The 18,930-nt window shown below is 70.1% G+C and carries 12 protein-coding genes and 1 pseudogene; 10 read left to right on the top strand and 3 right to left on the bottom strand.

Features of this window, described 5'->3' with window-relative positions:
* The first annotated feature begins 111 nt into the window (after positions 1-111).
* Entirely contained in the window at positions 112-651 is a 540-nt protein-coding gene (locus ACIBLA_RS33205; protein WP_399200784.1) for a hypothetical protein, read from the top strand.
* An 88-nt stretch (positions 652-739) separates the two neighbouring features.
* The gene (locus tag ACIBLA_RS33200) at positions 740-2,563 is read left to right on the top strand and encodes a chitinase (RefSeq protein ID WP_399200783.1); all 1,824 of its coding nucleotides are present in this window, start codon (positions 740-742) and stop codon (positions 2,561-2,563) included.
* Between the two features lie 21 nt (positions 2,564-2,584).
* Here the strand turns inward: ACIBLA_RS33200 and ACIBLA_RS33195 are convergent, their stop codons facing one another.
* Together ACIBLA_RS33195 and gabT are read right to left on the bottom strand one after the other, a co-directional pair.
* Positions 2,585-3,025: a phosphatase PAP2 family protein gene (locus ACIBLA_RS33195; RefSeq protein ID WP_363246347.1), complete on the bottom strand. Its 441-nt coding sequence runs from the start codon at positions 3,023-3,025 to the stop codon at positions 2,585-2,587.
* A gap of 534 nt (positions 3,026-3,559) precedes the next feature.
* Positions 3,560-4,894 (bottom strand): 4-aminobutyrate--2-oxoglutarate transaminase, encoded by a 1,335-nt coding sequence (gene gabT, locus ACIBLA_RS33190; protein ID WP_363246348.1) that lies wholly within the window; start codon positions 4,892-4,894, stop codon positions 3,560-3,562.
* 282 nt (positions 4,895-5,176) lie between these two features.
* Here gabT and ACIBLA_RS33185 point away from each other — a divergent pair, with 282 nt between their 5' ends.
* From ACIBLA_RS33185 to ACIBLA_RS33170, 4 genes are all read left to right on the top strand, one after another.
* Positions 5,177-7,585: an ATP/GTP-binding protein gene (locus tag ACIBLA_RS33185; protein ID WP_399200782.1), complete on the top strand. Its 2,409-nt coding sequence runs from the start codon at positions 5,177-5,179 to the stop codon at positions 7,583-7,585.
* Positions 7,586-7,765: 180 nt separating this feature from the next.
* The gene (locus tag ACIBLA_RS33180; protein ID WP_399200781.1) at positions 7,766-9,340 is read left to right on the top strand and encodes a PucR family transcriptional regulator; all 1,575 of its coding nucleotides are present in this window, start codon (positions 7,766-7,768) and stop codon (positions 9,338-9,340) included.
* A 292-nt stretch (positions 9,341-9,632) separates the two neighbouring features.
* On the top strand, positions 9,633-11,078 hold the full coding sequence (locus tag ACIBLA_RS33175; protein ID WP_363246358.1) for an aldehyde dehydrogenase family protein: 1,446 nt from the start codon (positions 9,633-9,635) through the stop codon (positions 11,076-11,078).
* Between the two features lie 251 nt (positions 11,079-11,329).
* Positions 11,330-13,291, top strand: coding sequence for an acyl-CoA dehydrogenase family protein (locus tag ACIBLA_RS33170; protein ID WP_399200780.1), 1,962 nt, complete (start codon positions 11,330-11,332; stop codon positions 13,289-13,291).
* 140 nt (positions 13,292-13,431) lie between these two features.
* On the opposite strand, the gene ACIBLA_RS33165 is transcribed toward ACIBLA_RS33170, so the two are convergent.
* Positions 13,432-14,628: a glycoside hydrolase family 64 protein gene (locus tag ACIBLA_RS33165; RefSeq protein WP_399200779.1), complete on the bottom strand. Its 1,197-nt coding sequence runs from the start codon at positions 14,626-14,628 to the stop codon at positions 13,432-13,434.
* 479 nt (positions 14,629-15,107) lie between these two features.
* Between ACIBLA_RS33165 and ACIBLA_RS33160 the strand changes: the two genes are divergently transcribed.
* The 4 genes and pseudogenes from ACIBLA_RS33160 to ACIBLA_RS33145 all read left to right on the top strand — a co-directional run.
* A complete protein-coding gene (locus ACIBLA_RS33160) occupies positions 15,108-15,905 on the top strand; it encodes a hypothetical protein (protein ID WP_399200778.1) in 798 nt (265 codons plus the stop codon).
* A gap of 95 nt (positions 15,906-16,000) precedes the next feature.
* A complete protein-coding gene (gene dxr / locus ACIBLA_RS33155; RefSeq protein ID WP_399200777.1) occupies positions 16,001-17,263 on the top strand; it encodes a 1-deoxy-D-xylulose-5-phosphate reductoisomerase in 1,263 nt (420 codons plus the stop codon).
* Positions 17,260-18,561: a site-2 protease family protein gene (locus ACIBLA_RS33150; protein WP_363246353.1), complete on the top strand. Its 1,302-nt coding sequence runs from the start codon at positions 17,260-17,262 to the stop codon at positions 18,559-18,561. The genes dxr and ACIBLA_RS33150 overlap by 4 nt, the downstream gene beginning before the upstream one ends.
* A 253-nt stretch (positions 18,562-18,814) precedes the next feature.
* Positions 18,815-18,930 (top strand): annotated as a pseudogene (locus ACIBLA_RS33145) (4-hydroxy-3-methylbut-2-en-1-yl diphosphate synthase); the annotation flags it as partial.

Here is an 18,930-nt window from a genome sequence, read left to right as displayed (position 1 = left end):
TTTTTCCCTCCACGTCGCCACCGGCCGTCGGTCGGAAGTCGCGTAATGATGCGGCATGACCTCCCTCTCCCTCCGTGGACGCACCGTCCAGCAACGTGGAGCGGAGGCCGCATGATGACTGACTCGAAGGTCAACCCGGCGGCGAGGGCCGCGCTGGAGTGGCTGGCGTCGGTGGCGCCCGATCCCGATGCCTGCCGGCGGGAGTGGGAGCGGAACCCGCACGGGGTTGCTCTCCTTCCCGCCGGGAAGCGCTGGGACGTCCTGATCCTCCCCGCTGAGCTGGGGTATCCGACGCTTGAGGTGCTGAACCGGCTCGTCGACCGGCCGGGCCCCGTCCTGGCCGGTTTCGGCGACGCGCGCCTCGGATTCTTCGTGCCGCCGGGCACCGTCGCCGACTGGATCGGTACGGGGGTGCGGGGCGCGGGCAGCGGCGCCTGGATCGTCGTCCCTTATCCGGGCCGCACCGGGGGCGGCGTCCGCTGGCTGGTCCCGCCCGACGGCTCGGGCACGCTCACCGACCCGCCGTTGCTGGAACTGGCGATGCGCGAGGCGGCAGCCGGGATCGCGGGCGACGGCGACGGCGACGGCGGCGTCGACGGTGCGGGCGGAAGGAGCGTTGGGAGTGGGGGGGGGAGGGCGGTCGAGTCGTAAGGGCGCCAGAGGTCTTGACAACATGATTGGTCTGGACCATGTTGTGCCGCGGCTCGGTCACTCAATTCCGCCATGCCCGGAGGCAGTTGTGAAACGCAACAGACGACCTTCTCGGTACTCCAGACTGCTGGCTGCTCTCGCGGCGGCCGTGCTCACCGCCGGCGGCCTCGTCGTGTCCGCCGAGACGGCGCGTGCGGCCGACGCCGACGTCGCCACCAACGGCGGCTTCGAATCCGGCCTCGCCGACTGGAGTTGCACGGGCGGCAGCGGCGTGAGCGTCAGCGCCCCCGTGCACGGCGGCACGGCCGCGCTGAAGGCCACCCCGGCGGGCGGCGACAACGCGAAATGCACCCAGACCGTCACGGTCCGACCCGACTCGGCGTACACGCTGAGCGCCTGGGTCCAGGGAAGTTACGTCTACCTCGGCGCCTCCGGCACCGGCACCACCGACGTCTCAACGTGGGCCCCGTCCGCGCCCAGTTGGCAGAAACTGACCACCTCGTTCCGCACAGGTCCCGCCACCACGGCCGTGACCGTGTACACCAACGGCTGGTACGGCGCACCCGCCTACCACGTGGACGACCTCAGCCTCGTCGGGCCGGCCGGCGAGACCGGGCAGCCGCCCGCCGCCCCCGCGGGCCTCAGATCCTCGACGGTCACCGCGTCATCGGTCGGCCTCGCCTGGTCGCCTGTGGCGGGCGCGACCGGCTACACGGTGCACCGTGACGGCGCCCCGGACCTGGATGTCACCGGCACGTCGACCACCGTCACCGGGCTGAGCCCCGCGACCGCCTACCGTTTCCAGGTGTCGGCCACCAACGCCGCAGGGCGCTCTCCGCTCTCCTCCGCCGTCACCGCCACCACCCAGGCGGCAGGCGGCGGCAACGGGGCCGCCCTCCCCGCCAACGCCCTCGTCGGCTACCTCCATTCCAGCTTCGCCAACGGCTCCGGCTACACCCGCATGTCCGACGTGCCCGCCTCGTGGGACGTCATCAACCTCGCCTTCGGTGAACCGACATCGGTCACCTCGGGCGAGATCCGCTTCAGCCTGTGCCCCGTCGCCGAATGCCCGAACGTCGAAACAACCGCCGAGTTCAAGGCCGCGATCAAGGCCAAGCAGGCCGCGGGCAAGAAGGTCCTGATCTCCATCGGCGGCCAGAACGGCCAGGTCCAACTGGCCTCGACCGCGGCCCGAGACGCTTTCGTGAGCTCTGTATCCAAGATCATCGATGAGTACGGTCTCGACGGTCTCGACATCGACTTCGAGGGCCACTCACTCTCCCTCAATACCGGCGACACCGACTTCCGCAACCCCACGAGCCCCGTGATCGTCAATCTGATCTCCGCCGTGAAGAGCCTCAAGGCCAAGTACGGGGTGGACTTCGTGCTCACGATGGCCCCGGAGACGTTCTTCGTACAGCTCGGCTACCAGTTCTACGGCTCCGGCCCCTGGGGCGGCCAGGACCCGCGTGCCGGGGCGTACCTCCCCGTCATCCACGCGCTGCGCGACGACCTCACCCTGCTGCACGTCCAGGACTACAACTCCGGCCCGATCATGGGGCTCGACAACCAGTACCACACGATGGGCGGCGCTGATTTCCACATCGCGATGACCGACATGCTGCTCACCGGCTTCCCGGTGGCCGGCGACATCACCAAGGTCTTCCCGGCGCTCGATCCGGGCCAGGTGGCGATCGGTCTCCCGGCGTCGTCGCAGGCGGGCAACGGGCACACCGCCCCGTCGGAGGTGAACAAGGCCCTGGACTGCCTGACGAAGAAGACCAACTGCGGGTCGTACCAGACGCACGGCACCTGGCCCACGCTGCGCGGGCTGATGACCTGGTCGATCAACTGGGACCGCTTCAACCAGTGGGAGTTCTCGCGCAACTTCGACGCGTACTTCGGAAGCTGAGCCGAGGGAACTCGCCGCGCGCTACCGGACGTCCGTCTCCGTTCCGGCGGCCCCGCGGTTGTCGATCCACCGCAGGGCCGCCACCAGCAGGGCCAGCACCATGCCGCAGAGCAGCCAGCTGCCGAGGACGTCCAGCGGCCAGTGGTAGCCCCGTAGTACCAGTCCGATGCCCGTCGCCGCACTGAGCACCACGGCGACGGGCATCGCCCGTCCGAGCCCCGTACGGGGCCGCAGCAGAAGCGCGGCGCCGCAGTAGGCGACCATCGCCGTGGCCGTGTGGCCGGACGGGTAGTAGCCGGACTCCGCCGTGAGCGGCCCAGTACGGTCGATCCACAGCTTGAGCGGCATCACGAGTGCCGGAACGGCGGCCATGGCCGCCACAACCGCCAGCGCCCGCGCCCAGTGCCCCCGCCACGCGGCGTACACGATCGCGACGGCCAGGACGGGTAGGGCGACCACCATGCTGCCGAGATCTGCCAGGAACTCCGTCAGCCCGGCGGGGCCACGTCCGAAGGACGTACGCCCCAGCCGCTCGTCGGAGTTACGGAGTGGGCCACCGGCGGCGACCTGCCAGGTGACGAGCGCGAAGAGGACGGCGCAGAGAGCGAACGTCCCGAGAGGAGCGAAGGGTCCGAAGGAGCCGACTGGGCCGAAGGGCCCGGAGGGGAATGTCGGCCGCCCCGGAACAGGGGGGGTAGTTCCGAGACGGCCGCCAGGACCGGGTCGCCGCGCGCCCCGGGGGGTTTGGGGCGGGCGGCCGTCCGATCGGTGAGGAATTCCGGAGCTGGATGCTCCAGTGCGCCCAATGACGCGACCAGGACGGAGCTGGGGACGCCCCGCCGTGGCTTCGCCCGCAGTCTCCTGCGAGCGGGGTGTTTCTTTCATCTGCCGAAACCGTACGTCAGGGCCGACAGGTCCGACAGCGGGAAGGTGAACCCGCCATCGGCCTCCCACAGCTTCTTCACAGGCCCCGCCCCGGGGGCGGGGCCTGTCAGATCAGAGTCCGGCGAGCGCCTGCTCCAGGATGTCCAGGCCCTCCGTAAGGAGGTCCTCGCCGATCACCAGCGGCGGCAGGAAGCGGAGCACGTTGCTGTACGTGCCGGTGGTGAGGACCAACAGCCCTTCCATGTGGCACGCCTTGGCGAGAGCGGCCGTCGCCTCCGGGTTCGGCTCCTTGGTGTCCCGGTCCTTGACGAGTTCGAGCGCGAGCATCGCGCCACGGCCCCGTACGTCGCCGATGACATCGAACTTCTCGGCCATCTCCTTGAGACGAGGCTTCATGATCTCCTCGATGCGCCTGGCCTTCGAGACGAGATCCAGTTCGCGCATCGTCTCGATGGCACCGAGCGCCGCGGCGCAGGCCACCGGGTTTCCACCGTACGTACCGCCGAGGCCGCCCGAGTGCGGGGCGTCCATGATCTCGGCGCGGCCCGTGACGGCCGCGAGCGGCAGGCCACCCGCGATGCCCTTCGCCGTGGTGATCAGGTCGGGTACGACGCCCTCGTCCTCGCACGCGAACCACTGGCCCGTGCGGCAGAAACCGGACTGGATCTCGTCGGCCACGAAGACGATGCCGTTGTCCTTGGCGAACTTCGCGATGGCGGGCAGGAAGCCCTTCGCCGGCTCGATGAATCCGCCCTCGCCGAGCAGCGGCTCGATGACGATCGCCGCGACGTTCTCGGCGCCGACCTGCTTGCTGATCTCGTCGATGGCCTGTGCGGAGGCCTCGGCGCCCGCGTTCTCCGGGCCGGTCGGCCAGCGGTAGCCGTACGCGACGGGGACGCGGTAGATCTCCGGGGCGAACGGGCCGAAGCCGTTCTTGTACGGCATGTTCTTCGAGGTCAGCGCCATCGTGAGGTTCGTGCGGCCGTGATAGCCGTGGTCGAACACTACGACCGCCTGCCGCTTGGTGTACGAGCGGGCGATCTTCACCGCGTTCTCGACCGCCTCGGCGCCCGAGTTGAACAGCGCGGACTTCTTGGCGTGGTCGCCCGGCGTCAGCTCGGCGAGCTGTTCACAGACCTCCACGTAGCCCTCGTACGGGGTGACCATGAAACAGGTGTGGGTGAAGTCGGCGAGCTGGGCAGTGGCGCGGCGCACGACGGCCTCGGCGGAGGAACCGACGGACGTCACCGCGATGCCGGACCCGAAGTCGATGAAGCTGTTGCCGTCCACGTCCTCGACGACGCCGCCACTTGCGCGGGCGGCAAAGACGGGCATCACGGACCCCACGCCGGTGGCGACCGTGGCGGTACGGCGGTTCTGCAGCTCCAGCGACTTGGGACCGGGGATGGCGGTGACGACGCGCCGCTCCTGCGGGATTGCGGTCATGAGGGGCTCCTGGGGGTGGTTCCGGACGCTACGTGTCTCGCGTTCTCGCATCTGCCTTCACTTCGCAGGCTAGGGGCGGAGGAGGGCGCCGGGCATGCGCCGTTCGGGAGTGTCGACGGCGTGTCGTTGTCCGCCACGGACATAGAGCGCGCCGTACCTCCCCGCGCACGCCGGGGGCGGGCGATCAACACTCCGTACGGCCGTAACGGTGAACTCCCCCTACGTGGGCACTAGATTGAGGCGTGTACAGAGCGGACCTGGCTGGTCAGGGGACAGGGGTTCATGAACACCGACGGCACGCACGACTCACGCGGCACACGAGCCAATCCCGTGCCACGTCCGGCAGGGCCACCGCCCGAGCCTCCCACGCCGCCGCCGGCCCCGCCGCCCGCCGCCCACTCGGAATCGCCGGTCGCCCCGCCCAAGGACGCGGCCCCGTCGGGGCACCCCGTCTCGGCCGTTCCCCCGGCGCTGCCACCCTCGCCGACGCACGCGCCCGCGCCGGGCATCGGCGCGTCCGTGGCCGACTGGCTGCGGATCCCCCGTCCGCAGGCCGAACCGGGCGTCTGGCGCCTCGGTCACCGCCCACGCCCGCCGGAGGAGCCGGAGCAGGTGCCGGCCCGCCAGCTGTTCAGCGGTGCTCTCGTCGCGTACCTGTGCGGCTGGCTCGTCTGGTCACTGCTCTGGAACGGCTACCTGGAAGGGTGGTGGCTCTTCGGCGAGAATTGGTGGCTGCTGCCGCTGCAGTGGCTGACACCCGACAGCTGGGGGGATGGCTCGAATATCGGGCTGTACACCGCGGCTACCTATCTCTACTACGGCCTTGTCATCGGCCTGCTCGCCGTTGGCTTCGGCCGTATCGGCAACTGGAACGAGGTCTGGCGGCGCTACGGGGTGCCCCTGTGGCCGCTCTTCGTGCTGGTGTGCTTTTGGCGCACGTTGTCGGACGACGAAAGACTGACCTGGCTGTCTAACGTCTACTACGTGCTCCTCGCCGCCGCCGTGATCGCGGTCGTCGGGCGCGTCGGTACCTGGCCATCCGTACGAAGGCGCCTCGGAATGGCCGTCGCGGACGAACCGCCCCCGCCACCCCCTGCCGAGGCCGACCCTGCGGAGTGGCCCGAACTCCGCGCCGCGGGACTCACCGAAGCCGCCGCCAAACTCGCCGAAGCCGTACACCGAGGCACCCTCAGCGATGTCGACTACGCGCGGATCCGCCGCGCCTGGCAGGGCGTCCGTGCCCGGCCCGAACGGCTGCCCGCCTTCACCGACACCGTCCGAGCCCACGGCGCGGCCGCCTGCGCCCACCCTTCGGGTGTGCGTGACCTGCCGCTGCGCACCGCGAACCATGACCTCGCCACCGGGCAGGTCAGGATCGGCACCGCGGCAGACCATCCCCGCAACCCGTACGCACGCCGCACCACCGGCGTCGCCCTGGAGCCGGGGCTGCTCGGCACATCGCTGCTCGCCGTCGGCCCTGCGGGCTCCGGCAAGACGGTCCGGCTGGTCCGCCCCGTCGTCGAGTCGCTCTGCCTCCAGGCGCTCGCCAACCGCGCCGCCGTCGTCGCCGTCACCGCCTACGGGGCGGCGCTCGCCCCTGACGACTCCTTCGACCTCGTGATCGCTGTCGGCCGCCCAGGCGCCACCCACGACCTCGACCTCTACGGGAGCGCCGACGACCCCGACGAGGCCGCCAGGACGCTGTCGGAGGCCCTCGTGGGGGATCTGGCGGCCGGTCTCCCCGGCGGCGACAGGCGCAGGGCCGCGACCGCGCTCGCCCAGCTCATCGGTCCGTACCGCAGCGTCCACGGCCACTTCCCCGCCGTCCCGGAACTGCGGGAGCTGATCGGTGGTTCCCCTGAGGCCGTCCAGGCCCTGCGTACCTCGCTGGAGGAGTCCGACGCCCCCGGCGCAGCCGCCCAACTGCGCGAGCTCGACGCCCGTGAGCGGCAGTCGACGCGCGGCGACGACATCGGCGTGCTCCTGGCCGAACGCCTCGCCTTTCTCGACCGGCCCGCCTTCGCCGACTTCTTCCGTACGGATGGCAGCGGTGGCCGGTCCTTCTCGCTGCGCGCCATCGAGCATCCGCTGAGGGTCAGGATCGACCTGCCCGAACGGGGCCACGCCGAGGCATCCCGGATCATCGCCCGGCTCCTCCTCGCCCAGTTCACCGACGCCGCGCATACGCGCACGGACCGGTCGCTCTTCGCCTGCCTCGTCCTGGACGACGCGACGTACACCGTGACGGGCGATTCCGTCCGCGCCATCCAGCGACTGCGCTCGGTGAACGCCGGCGTGGTCCTCCCGCTGCGCACCTTGGAAGACGTCCCCGACCCGCTGCGGGGCCCGCTCCTCGGCGCCGTGGGCTGCCGCATGGCGTTCTCCGGCCTCGGTCCGTGGGACGGCGGGCGCTTCGCGGAGAGCTGGGGCACCGAGTGGGTCCAGACCCGCGACGTCACCGACCGGCAGATCATCTCCGACGAGCCGCTCACCAAGGCGCTGCACTTCATGCGGCGGCTGGTGACGGGCAAGGCCGCCACCGCCCAGGCCGTCACGGTGCGGGAGGTCGAGCGCGAACGCTGGTCAGCCTCCGAGCTGGCCCACTCCCTGCCTGCGGGACACGCGGTGCTCTCACTGACCACGGTCGGCGGGGAACACACGCCGCCCATGCTGGTGGACCTTCGTACCTGAGCGAGCGCAGTGCCTGAGCCACCGGGGTGCCTGAGTGGGGGACGGGGCCGTGCGGCCCGCGAAACCGGCCTCCGGACCCATCCCCTCTTCTCGTACACCCTGGCAGAATTGGAGTACGCCGTTACTACGGGACGGCGAAAACATCCGCTCGTCCTCTTCACGAAGGTCCGACGTTCCGCCATGCCGCCCACGCTCGCCTCGCTCCTCCAGCATTCGGCGCTCAAGCTCACCGTGCGCGCGGGGGAGGACCGACTCGATACGCCGGTGCGCTGGGCGCATGTCAGCGAGCTGGAGGACCCCGTGCCGTACATGGACGGCGGCGAACTGCTGCTCGTCACCGCCGTATCGCTGCGCGCCGAGGACCCCGAGGCCATGCGGCGCTACGTACGACGCCTCGTGGGCGCCGGTGTCGTCGGGCTCGGCTTCGCCGTCGGCGTCAACTACGAGGACATTCCGGACGCCCTGGTCGACGCCGCGCGCGCGGAGGGACTGCCGCTGCTCGCAGTGCCGCGCCCTACCCCCTTCCTCGCCATCAGCAAGGCTGTCTCCGCGGCGATCGCCGCGGATCAGTACCGGGCCGTCACGGCGGGCTTCGAGGCGCAGCGGGAGCTGACCCGCGCGGCGCTCTCCGAGGGCCCCGCCGTGCTGCTCGCCCGCCTTGCCGCGTACGTGGACGGCTGGGCCGCGCTGTATGACGCGACCGGCGCCGTGGTCGCCGCCGCGCCCGACTGGGCCGCACGCCGCGCCGCCCGCCTCACGCCCGAAGTGGAACGGTTGAGGGAGCGCCCCGCGCCGGCCAGCGCCGTGGTCGGCGATTCGGACGACCGGGTCGAGTTGCAGTCGCTGGGCACCGGTCGGCGCGTACGGGGCGCGCTCGCCGTCGGTACAGGGGCGGCGCTGGGCACGGCGGAGCGGTACGCCGTGCACTCGGCGGTGGCCCTCCTGACCCTCACGACGGAGCGGTCGCGCGCGCTCCAGGAGGCCGAGCAACGGCTCGGCTCCGCGGTGCTGCGGATGCTGCTCTCAGGACAGCCCGACCACGCGCGGGCGGTGGCGGGGGATCTGTACGGGGGGCTGCTGGACGCCCCGTTCCGGCTGTTCATCGCGGAACCGGCCGAGGCGCCGTCCGAGCCCCGTGACCCTGCCACCGACCATCCGCTCCAGTCGCTGACCGACTCGCTGGAGGCGTCGGCGGCTCATGGCGGGGAGGCGGTCCTCGCCGTGCCCGACGGCGAGGAACGGCTCGTCGTGCTCGCGGCGGACGCCGGCGCGGTCACCGCCGCCTGTGAGTCGTACAAGGAACAGGAGGCGGACGCCGCCGGGGTCGTCATCGGACTCTCCGCCCCGACGGGGCCGATCGCGGCGGCGGGTGCGTACAAGCAGGCCGAACAGTCGCTGTCCGTCGCGCGCCGTCGGGGCCGCGCGCTGGTGGAGCACGAGGAAATGGCCGCGGGCTCGCTACTGCCGCTCCTCGCCGACGACGCTGTGCGCGCCTTCGCCGACGGCATGCTGCGAGCTCTGTACGAACACGACGCCAAGGGGCGGGGCGACCTGGTGGACTCTCTCAGGGCCTGGCTCTCCCGCCACGGCCAATGGGACGCCGCGGCGGCGGATCTGGGCGTTCACCGGCATACGCTGCGTTACCGCATGCGCCGTGTGGAAGAGATCCTGGGCCGCACGCTCGACGACCCGGACGTCCGGATGGAGCTCTGGCTGGCGCTGAAGACCACTTCTGCGCCGCCGCCGGGACCGTAGCTGTACTGCCCTGTGGTCCGGCTCTGAGGATCAGCCGGTCCGACGCTGTCCGCCTCAACTGCCGCGACGTGTTCGGCACTTACCGCGCATGCCCGCTCCTGGTCGACGTGCGGGTGGTCCGCGCCGTCCCGTCGGTCCGGGGGTGTACCCGCGTGGTGTCTGCCAAAGCGTCACAGCCCGTGCCTGCCACCACTCCACCTCGGACAAATCTCGTGCACGCCTCGCGCCCCTACGGTGGGACGAGACATCCACCACTTCGGAAGGGCCGGGACTCGCAATGCCGAACGAAACTGTGGCAGCCACCCATGCCTTCTGGCTCGCCGGACGCCGGGCCACCGGTGAGGAGACCTTCGACGTCACGTCCCCGTGGGACGGCCGGATCGTCGGCAAGGTCGCCGTCCCGACAGAGGCTCAGGTCGAGGAGGCCGTCGCCGCCGCGTACGCGGTGCGCGACGAGTTCGCCGCGACGCCCGCGCACGTCAGGGCCGCCGCCCTCGACCACGTCTCGCGGCGTCTCGTCGAGCGCACCGAGGAGATCGCCCGCCTGATCTCCGCCGAGAACGGCAAGCCCATGAAGTGGGCACGCGGCGAGGTGGGCCGCGCCGTCTCGGTCTTCCGGTTCGCGGCCGAGGAGTCCCGCAGGTTCAACGGCGGCGAGGCCCAGCGACTCGACACCGACCTCGGCGGTGCCGGTCGCCTCGCACTGACCCGCCGCTTCCCGCGCGGCGTCGTCCTCGGCATCGCGCCGTTCAACTTCCCGCTGAATCTCTGCGCCCACAAGATCGCCCCGGCCATCGCCGTTGGCGCGCCGATCATCCTCAAGCCCGCCCCGGCGACGCCGCTCTCCGGACTGCTCATCGGCGAACTGCTCGCCGAGACCGAGCTGCCGGACGGTGCCTGGTCGGTGCTGCCCGTCTCCAACGACCGGATGCCCACCCTCGTCCAGGACGAGCGGCTGCCGGTGATCTCCTTCACCGGCTCCGACAAGGTCGGCTTCGCCATCTTGGACTCGGTGCCGCGCAAGCACTGCACGCTCGAACTCGGCGGCAACGGTGCGGCAGTTGTCCTCGCCGACTACGCGAGCGAGAAGGATCTCGACTGGGCGGCGACCCGGATCGGTACCTTCTCCAACTACCAGGGCGGCCAGTCCTGCATCTCGGTGCAGCGCGTCGTCGCGGACGCGTCCCTGTACGAGCGCCTCGTACCGAAGATCGTCGCCGCCGTCGAGGCGCAGGTCACCGGCGACCCCTCCGACGACGCCACGGACGTCGGCCCCCTCGTCAGCGAGGACGCCGCCAAGCGTGTCGAGGCCTGGGTGGACGAGGCCGTACGGGCGGGCGCCCGGCTCCTGGCCGGCGGAAAGCGCGACGGTGCCTCGTACGCGCCCACCGTCCTCGCAGACGTCCCGCCGGACGTCACGATCTCCTGCGAGGAGGTATTCGGCCCCGTCCTCACTCTGAGCCAGGCCGAAGGCGAGGACGCGGCGTTCGACACGGTGAACGACTCCAAGTACGGCCTCCAGGCGGGCGTGTTCACCCACGACGTGCAGGCAGCGTTCCGTGCCCACCGGGCGCTTGAGGTCGGCGGCGTGATCGTGGGCGACGTCCCGTCGTACCGCGCCGACCAGATGCCGTACGGCGGCGTCAAGCAGTCCGGCGTCGGCCGCGAGGGCGTGAAGTACGCGATGGACGACTACACGTATGAGCGCGTGATGGTCTTCACGGGCCTCGCCCTCTAGGACGAGCCGCGCGCATCCGTACTGAGGAGTGATGGCCGGGACCGCCGCGCGGCGGTCCCGGCCATCTGCGTGTATGCGTAAAGGCCCCGCCCCGCCGCCCCGACGGTGCGCGTCAGGACTGGCCACACCCTCGGTATTCGGGTAGATACGGACGAGTAGTACCGGCCGGTACCTTCCCCACCAGGGCGACAGGACAACGCCTTGGCCGGTCGGGCCCATCGACCCGACGTTCGCGGCGAGGTGAGTTCCCGATGTCCGCTCCATCCGATTCATTCGACACGGCCCAGGTCCCGGAGCCCAAGGTCTCCGAGCGTGAAGCACGACGGGTGGCCGAGGCCGCCCGTGAGCAGGGCTGGCGCAAGCCGAGCTTCGCCAAGGAGCTGTTCCTCGGCCGTTTCCGGCTCGATCTCATCCATCCCCACCCCGCACCCCCGGCCGAGGACGTACGGCGCGGAGAGGCCTTCCTGGCCACGTTGCGCGAGTTCTGCGAAACGCAGATCGACGGGGCCCGGATCGAGCGCGAGGCGCGCATCCCCGACGAGGTGGTCAACGGCCTCAAGGAACTCGGCGCTTTCGGCATGAAGATCGACAGGAAGTACGGCGGCCTCGGCCTCACCCAGGTGTACTACAACAAGGCACTCGCCCTGGTCGGCATGGCGAACGCGTCGATCGGTGCGCTGCTCTCCGCGCATCAGTCGATCGGCGTACCGCAGCCACTCAAAATGTTCGGCACCCAGGAGCAGAAGGACACCTTTCTGCCGCGCCTCGCCCGTACCGACATCTCCGCCTTCCTGCTGACCGAGCCCGACGTCGGATCCGACCCCGCGCGGCTCGCCACCACGGCGGTGCGCGACGGCGACGACTACGTCCTGGACGGCGTCAAGCTGTGGACGACCAACGGCGTCGTCGCCGACCTCCTGGTCGTCATGGCGCGGGTACCGAAGTCGGAGGGGCGCAAGGGCGGCATCACCGCCTTCGTCGTCGAGGCGGACTCGCCCGGCATCACGGTGGAGAACCGCAACGCCTTCATGGGCCTGCGCGGCCTGGAGAACGGCGTCACCCGTTTCCACCAGGTGCGGGTTCCGGCGGCGAACCGTATCGGCCCCGAGGGCGCCGGTCTCAAGATCGCTCTCACCACGCTCAACACGGGCCGTCTCTCGCTGCCCGCGATGTGCGTCGGCGCCGGCAAGTGGTGCCTCAAGATCGCACGCGAGTGGACGGCGGCACGCGAGCAGTGGGGCAAGCCCGTCGCCCACCACGAGGCGGTGGGGGAGAAGATCTCGTTCATCGCGGCGACGACGTTCGCGCTGGAGGCCGTGGTCGACCTGTCGTCCCAGATGGCCGACGAGGACCGCAACGACATCCGTATCGAGGCGGCGTTGGCCAAGCTGTACGGCTCCGAGATGGGCTGGCTGATGGCCGACGAACTGGTCCAGATCCGCGGCGGACGGGGCTTCGAGACGGCGGATTCGCTGGCGGCCCGCGGTGAACGAGCCGTGCCCGCCGAACAGGTCCTGCGCGACATGCGGATCAACCGGATCTTCGAGGGCTCCACCGAGATCATGCATCTGCTCATCGCCCGCGAGGCTGTCGACGCGCACCTGGCGGTGGCCGGCGACATCATCGACCCGGACAAGACGCTGTCCGACAAGGCGAAGGCCGGGGCGCAGGCGGGCGTCTTCTACGCGCGCTGGCTGCCGAAGCTGGTCGCGGGCGCCGGTCAACTGCCGAGCTCCTACGCGGAGTTTCACCCCAAGGGGCATCTGGATCTCTCCGCGCACCTGCGTTACGTCGAGCGTACGTCGCGCAAACTCGCCCGCTCGACCTTCTACGCCATGTCGCGCTGGCAGGGCGGGATGGAGACCAAACAGGGCTTCCTGGGCCGCGTCGTGGACATCGGCGCCGAACTGTTCGCGATGAGCGCGGCGTGCGTACGGGCCGAGATGCTGCGCGCCGAGGGAGAGCACGGCCGCGAGGCGTACCAGCTCGCCGATGTCTTCTGCCGACAGTCCCGGATCCGTGTCGAGGAACTGTTCACGCGGCTGTGGTCCAACACGGACGACATCGACCGCAAGGTCGTGAAGGGCGTGCTGGCCGGCGCCTATACCTGGCTGGAGGAAGGCGTCATCGACCCGAGCGGCGACGGCCCCTGGATCGCCGACGCCACGCCGGGGCCCTCCGAACGGGACAACGTCCACCGGCCGATTCACTGAGGGATCGCAGGCCGGGCCGGGCGCTTCCGGCGGCCCCGACGGGGCGGAAGAAGCATCACCGGACATCGGCCGCACGGAGAACCACAGGGCCGCGTCCTCCTTATGGAAGACGCGGCCCAGGGGTGTGACGGAGCGCTGCCTCAGTTGAACGGGTCGAGCGTGAGGTACGCCTGCCGCGCGTCGCCGTCGTGGACCAGCGACTCGTGGGCCCCGACGTCGTCGAAGGCGAAGCCGTACGCCTTGCCGTCGACCATCTGCTCGTGGATCTTCTTGGAGTAGTGGTTGGTGACGGAGTCCTTGTAGAAGTCCGCCGAACCGGCGTCGGGCTGGTTGGGGTTGATCAGCAGCGTGGAGCGGTTGAACCCCGCGCACAGCGTGCGTGAAATCGGGCCCCGTACTTGGTCGTTGGGCGCGTCGAGCAGTTTGTAGCAGCCGAAGATGCTGTCCGCGTCGGGCTTCTGGAACGAGGTGACCACCGCGCCCGAGGTGTTGGTGAAGTTCATGACGTTTCCGGAGACCCTGCCGACGTACTTGACGGCCGGCTGATTCGCGAACGGGGTCACCGTGAGTGGGGAGTTGGCATACTTCGCCCACACCCGGTCGATGTAGTCGTTCATGACACTCGCGGGCAGAGCGCCCGACGCGATGCCGTGGCCGGGCGCCAGGGCCCGCAGGACGGTGCCGTCCGGACGGGTCTGGATCAGACCGGCCCAACCGCCCGGCTGTCCCCTGAGAGCGTTGAAGAAGCCGTTGTAGCCACCCGCCTTCAGATGCCCCGTTGTCTTGGTGGTGCCGTCGGGGCCTTTGACGCCGACCGCGTACGGGGCCGAGAACATGTCGACCTGGGTGCTGTTGATCCACAGACCGGAGTCGTTGAGCGTGTACTCCGACCAGTTGAAGAGGATGTTCCTGTTCGGGTCGTTCGGATTCTGCACGGCGGGCTGCACGAGGCCACCGGTGGTGAGTCTGAAGTCGAGCTTCTGCCCGTACGAGAAGTAGACCCGTCCGGAGAACTTCGGCAGCTGGATCGTCATGCTCTGGCCCGGAGGCGGCCCCGCGATGGAGGCGTCGGGCGCCGGGGTCGGCGGATTGCCTCCGGCGGGCCAGGCGTGGAAGGTGCCGTTGGAGTCGGCCCAGCCCTGGCGGCCGGACGAGAGCTCCGTACCGAGGTTGTAGATGTAGACCTGTTCGCCACGGCCTGAGCTGTTCGTGACCGTGAACGGAATGGTGTTGGGAACGGCGGCCTCGGCCGGGGCCGCGGCGGTCAGGGCCGTGAATCCGGTGGTGAAGACCACCGCGGCGGCCAGAGAAGCCAGCAGCTTGCGTATCGCAGGCACTCGCGCTTCCTCCTCGTCAGGTAGATCCCAGTGGGGGCAGTGGGGGCGGAATCTGACGTACGGACGCCGCCGGTGAGGCGGGTGCGACTGAAGGGCCGGGAGCCGGAACCGGTAGCCGGGAGTGGGGAAACCGGAAGGGGAGCGACTCTTCAGGTACAGACCTTTCTGAGAGCGCTCTCACAATCGCGCCGCGCGTGAGTCGTGTCAATGCGGATGCCGCAACTCGCCGAAGATGTCTCACCCCGTCGCGCCATCCCCGCCCCGTTCGCGTGTGACCCCGGCGGCCCGCATGCAGCACAATCGAGCCTCGACGTGACCACACGCGGCGTGAACCGGGCGATCGGCGGGGGAAGCCGCCGAGGACGCGGGACCGAGAACGCCATCAACAGACGATTGGGGCAGGCATGTTCGGGGCGGGCAACCAAGGACGGCCCGGCGGCCGACGCACACGACTGCGCCGCGCGGCGGCGCTCGCGCTTGTGGGCGCAGCACTGACCGGGGCGGTCGCCTGCGGCGGCGACGAGACCAGCGACGGTGACGAGGGCGCCAAGAAGCCGGGAACGGACGGCAAGCCGCCCGCCTCCACCCCCGCCGGAGGCGCCGGAGATGCCACAGGCGGAGCCGACTCGGCCGGCTCAGGCGAATCCGGTGACCCCGGCGGTTCCGCGGGCTCCGGCGGCTCCGGCGCCCTCAGCCAGCGTGACCTCACGGCCCTCGCCTTCACCGACGGCGAGAAGATCGGCAGGTACACCGCCGGAGAGTTCACCCTCGGCGCCCCCCTCGGCGAGGACTACACCGCCGACCCCACCACCTGCCAGCCGCTCGTCAGCCTCGCCAAGGGCGCCACCGCCTTCGACCCGGCGTCCGAGGTCCACCGCAACGTCGACGTCGCCGAGGAGATGGTGGGCACGACCGTCGCCGTACAGCTCCGCTCCTACAACGGAGACGGCGCGACCGCCGTCATGAAGGCCCTCGGCACCGCCGGCAAGGCCTGCGCGGGCGGCTTCGTCGAGAACCGGGCCGTCGCCAAGGGCCAGTACCTGAAGGTCGAGCCGGCCAAAGCACCCGACCTCGGCGACGAGGCGCAGGCGTACCGCTTCACGATCCTGGACGTGAAGGGCACGCTGAAGCTGTACGAGTACCTCACCGTCGTACGCTCCGGCACCACCACCCTCTCCTTCCGGGCCGACATCACGGACACCAAGGACATCGGCAAGGTGCCCGAAGAGGTCATCGCGGCGCAGTGGAAGAAGTTCGAGGCGGGCGGGAAAGGCTGACGGGCGGGCCCGGAGGACGACCGGAGGCGCCGCCCCGCGCCCCATTTTCGGCAGTCACTGTCCGCGCCGTGGCCGGATGCGGCAAGAATGGGGCCATGAGCGACAGTCCAGCCCCTCTCGCCGACCCCCATACCGCCTTCGACGCGTCCGAAGGCCGCCGGGACATCGTCGTCCTCGGCTCCACCGGGTCCATCGGCACCCAGGCGATCGACCTGGTCCTGCGCAACCCCGACCGCTTCCGTGTCACCGCGCTGTCCGCCGCAGGCGGGCGGGTCGGGCTGCTTGCCGAGCAGGCGCGACGGCTCCGGGTCCGCACCGTCGCGGTCGCCCGCGAGGACGCCGTGCCCGCGCTGCGCGAAGCGCTGGGCGCGGAGTACGGCTCCGAGCCGTTCCCCGAGATCCTGGCCGGGGCGGACGCCGCCACCGACCTCGCGACGTCCGCGTGCCACACGGTGCTCAACGGCATCACCGGATCCATCGGCCTCGCGCCGACCCTCGCCGCCCTCGAAGCCGGCCGCACGCTCGCCCTCGCCAACAAGGAGTCGCTGATCGTCGGCGGCCCGCTGGTCAAGGCGCTCGCCAAGCCGGGGCAGATCATCCCGGTCGACTCCGAGCACGCCGCGCTCTTCCAGGCCCTCGCGGCGGGCACCCGCGCCGATGTGCGCAAGCTGGTCGTCACGGCCTCCGGAGGCCCCTTCCGCGGCCGTACGAGGGCCGAGCTGGCCCAGGTCACCCCGGACGCCGCCCTCGCGCATCCCACCTGGGCGATGGGCCCCGTCATCACGATCAACTCCGCGACCCTCGTCAACAAGGGGCTGGAGGTCATCGAGGCGCATCTCCTCTACGACATCCCCTTCGAACGCATCGAGGTCGTCGTCCACCCCCAGTCGTACGTCCACTCCATGGTGGAATTCACGGACGGCTCGACACTCGCCCAGGCCACGCCGCCCGACATGAGCGGTCCGATCGCCGTGGGCATCGGCTGGCCGGTACGGGTGCCGGACGCCGCACCCGCCTTCGACTGGTCCACGGCGTCGACCTGGGAGTTCTTCCCGCTCGACAACGAGGCCTTCCCGTCCGTGGGACTCGCCCGGCACGTCGGATCGCTCGGCGGTACGGCTCCGGCGGTCTTCAACGCCGCCAACGAGGAGTGCGTGGACGCGTTTCTGGCGGGACGCCTGCCGTTCAACGGCATCATGGATACCGTCACCGAAGTCGTCGCCGAGCACGGACAGCCCGCCAAGGGAACCTCGCTCACCATGGCGGACGTCCTCGAAGCGGAGACCTGGGCACGCAACCGGGCCCGCGAAATGGCAGAGAAATTCGCCGAAGAACAGCCCGCGGAGGCTCGCGCATGACGATCCTGTTGACAGTCCTCGGCATTGCGATCTTCGCCGTCGGGCTGCTCTTCTCCATCGCATGGCATGAACTGGGCCACCTCTCGACGGCCAAACTCTTCGGCATCCGCGTGCCCCAGTACATGGTCGGTTTCGGCCCCACCATCTGGTCGCGCAACAGGGGCGAGACCGAGTACGGGATCAAGGCGATCCCGCTCGGCGGCTACATCCGCATGATCGGGATGTTCCCGCCGGGCGCCGACGGGCGTGTTGAGGCACGGTCCACATCGCCCTGGCGCGGCATGATCGAGGACGCTCGCTCGGCGGCCTTCGAGGAGCTGAAGGAGGGCGACGAGACCCGGCTCTTCTACACGCGCAAGCCGTGGAAGCGCATGATCGTGATGTTCGCGGGACCGTTCATGAATCTGGTCCTCGCGGTCGTGATCTTCATGGGCGTCGCCATGAGCTTCGGCTTCCAGACCCAGACCACCGAGGTCGCCGGCGTCCAGAAATGCGTCATCTCCCAGGACGTGGCGCGCGAGAAGTGCGCGGCGGGCGACCCGGTGTCGCCGGCCCGCGCCGCCGGTCTCAAGGAGGGCGACAAGATCGTCGCCTTCAACGGAGAACGCGTCGAGAAGTGGTCCGTCCTGTCCAACCTCATCCGGGAGACGATCGGCCCCGCCACCATCACGGTCGAACGTGACGGCAAGGAGCAGGTCCTCCAGGCGACGCTGGCGAAGAACATGGTGGCGAAGAAGAACGCCGACGGGGAGGTCGTCCCCGAGGAGTTCGTGCCCGCCGGCTACCTGGGCTTCGCCGCGGCCACCGAGATCGTTCCGCTCTCCTTCGGCGAATCCGTCGACCGCATGGGCGACATGATCGTTACCGGTGTCGAGTCGATCATCGCGCTGCCCTCCAAGATTCCTGATCTCTGGAACGCCGCCTTCTCCGACGGCGACCGCAAGGACGACTCGCCCGTGGGCGTCGTCGGCGCCGCGCGGATCGGCGGCGAGGTGATGACGCTGGACGTCCCGGCGCAGAACCAGATCGCGATGATGCTGTTCCTGCTGGCCGGATTCAATCTCTCGCTGTTCCTCTTCAACATGCTGCCGCTGCTGCCGCTCGACGGCGGGCACATGGCCGGGGCGCTGTGGGAGTCCGTACGGAGCAAACTCGCCCGCCTCTTCAAGAGGCCGGACCCGGGGCCTTTCGACGTCGCGAAGCTCATGCCCGTCGCCTATGTCGTGGCGGGGATCTTCATCTGCTTCACGCTGTTGGTGCTGATCGCCGACGTGGTGAATCCGGTCAAGATCAGTTAGTTGGCGCGGCGGAAAGCGTGGCGCGCGGCATCCTACGAAGGGTGGCGCCCGTCACTCTTCGTAGGAAGTGGAACATCACATGCCGTCCAAGCGGCTTCAGGTTGACGGCCGGGTGTCGCTTCGCGCCCGGCCGTAAGCCGTTGGGTGGTTTGGGCGCAGCGATGTGCTCGGACGGTGAGTCGGTGCCGTAATCTCGATGGTTGGAGCCCGCCGAACTCGGGACCACGATCCACACCTTGGGGTTGTTGAGCAGATGACTGCGATTTCTCTCGGAATGCCGGATGTTCCGGTGAAGCTGGCCGATCGGAGGGTCAGCCGTCAGATCCAGGTCGGTTCGGTGGCTGTCGGTGGGGATGCGCCGGTGTCGGT

The sequence above is a fragment of the Streptomyces sp. NPDC050433 genome, from assembly GCF_044458565.1.
GTDB lineage: Bacteria > Actinomycetota > Actinomycetes > Streptomycetales > Streptomycetaceae > Streptomyces.
This window is presented reverse-complemented; position numbering and strand designations above follow the sequence as displayed.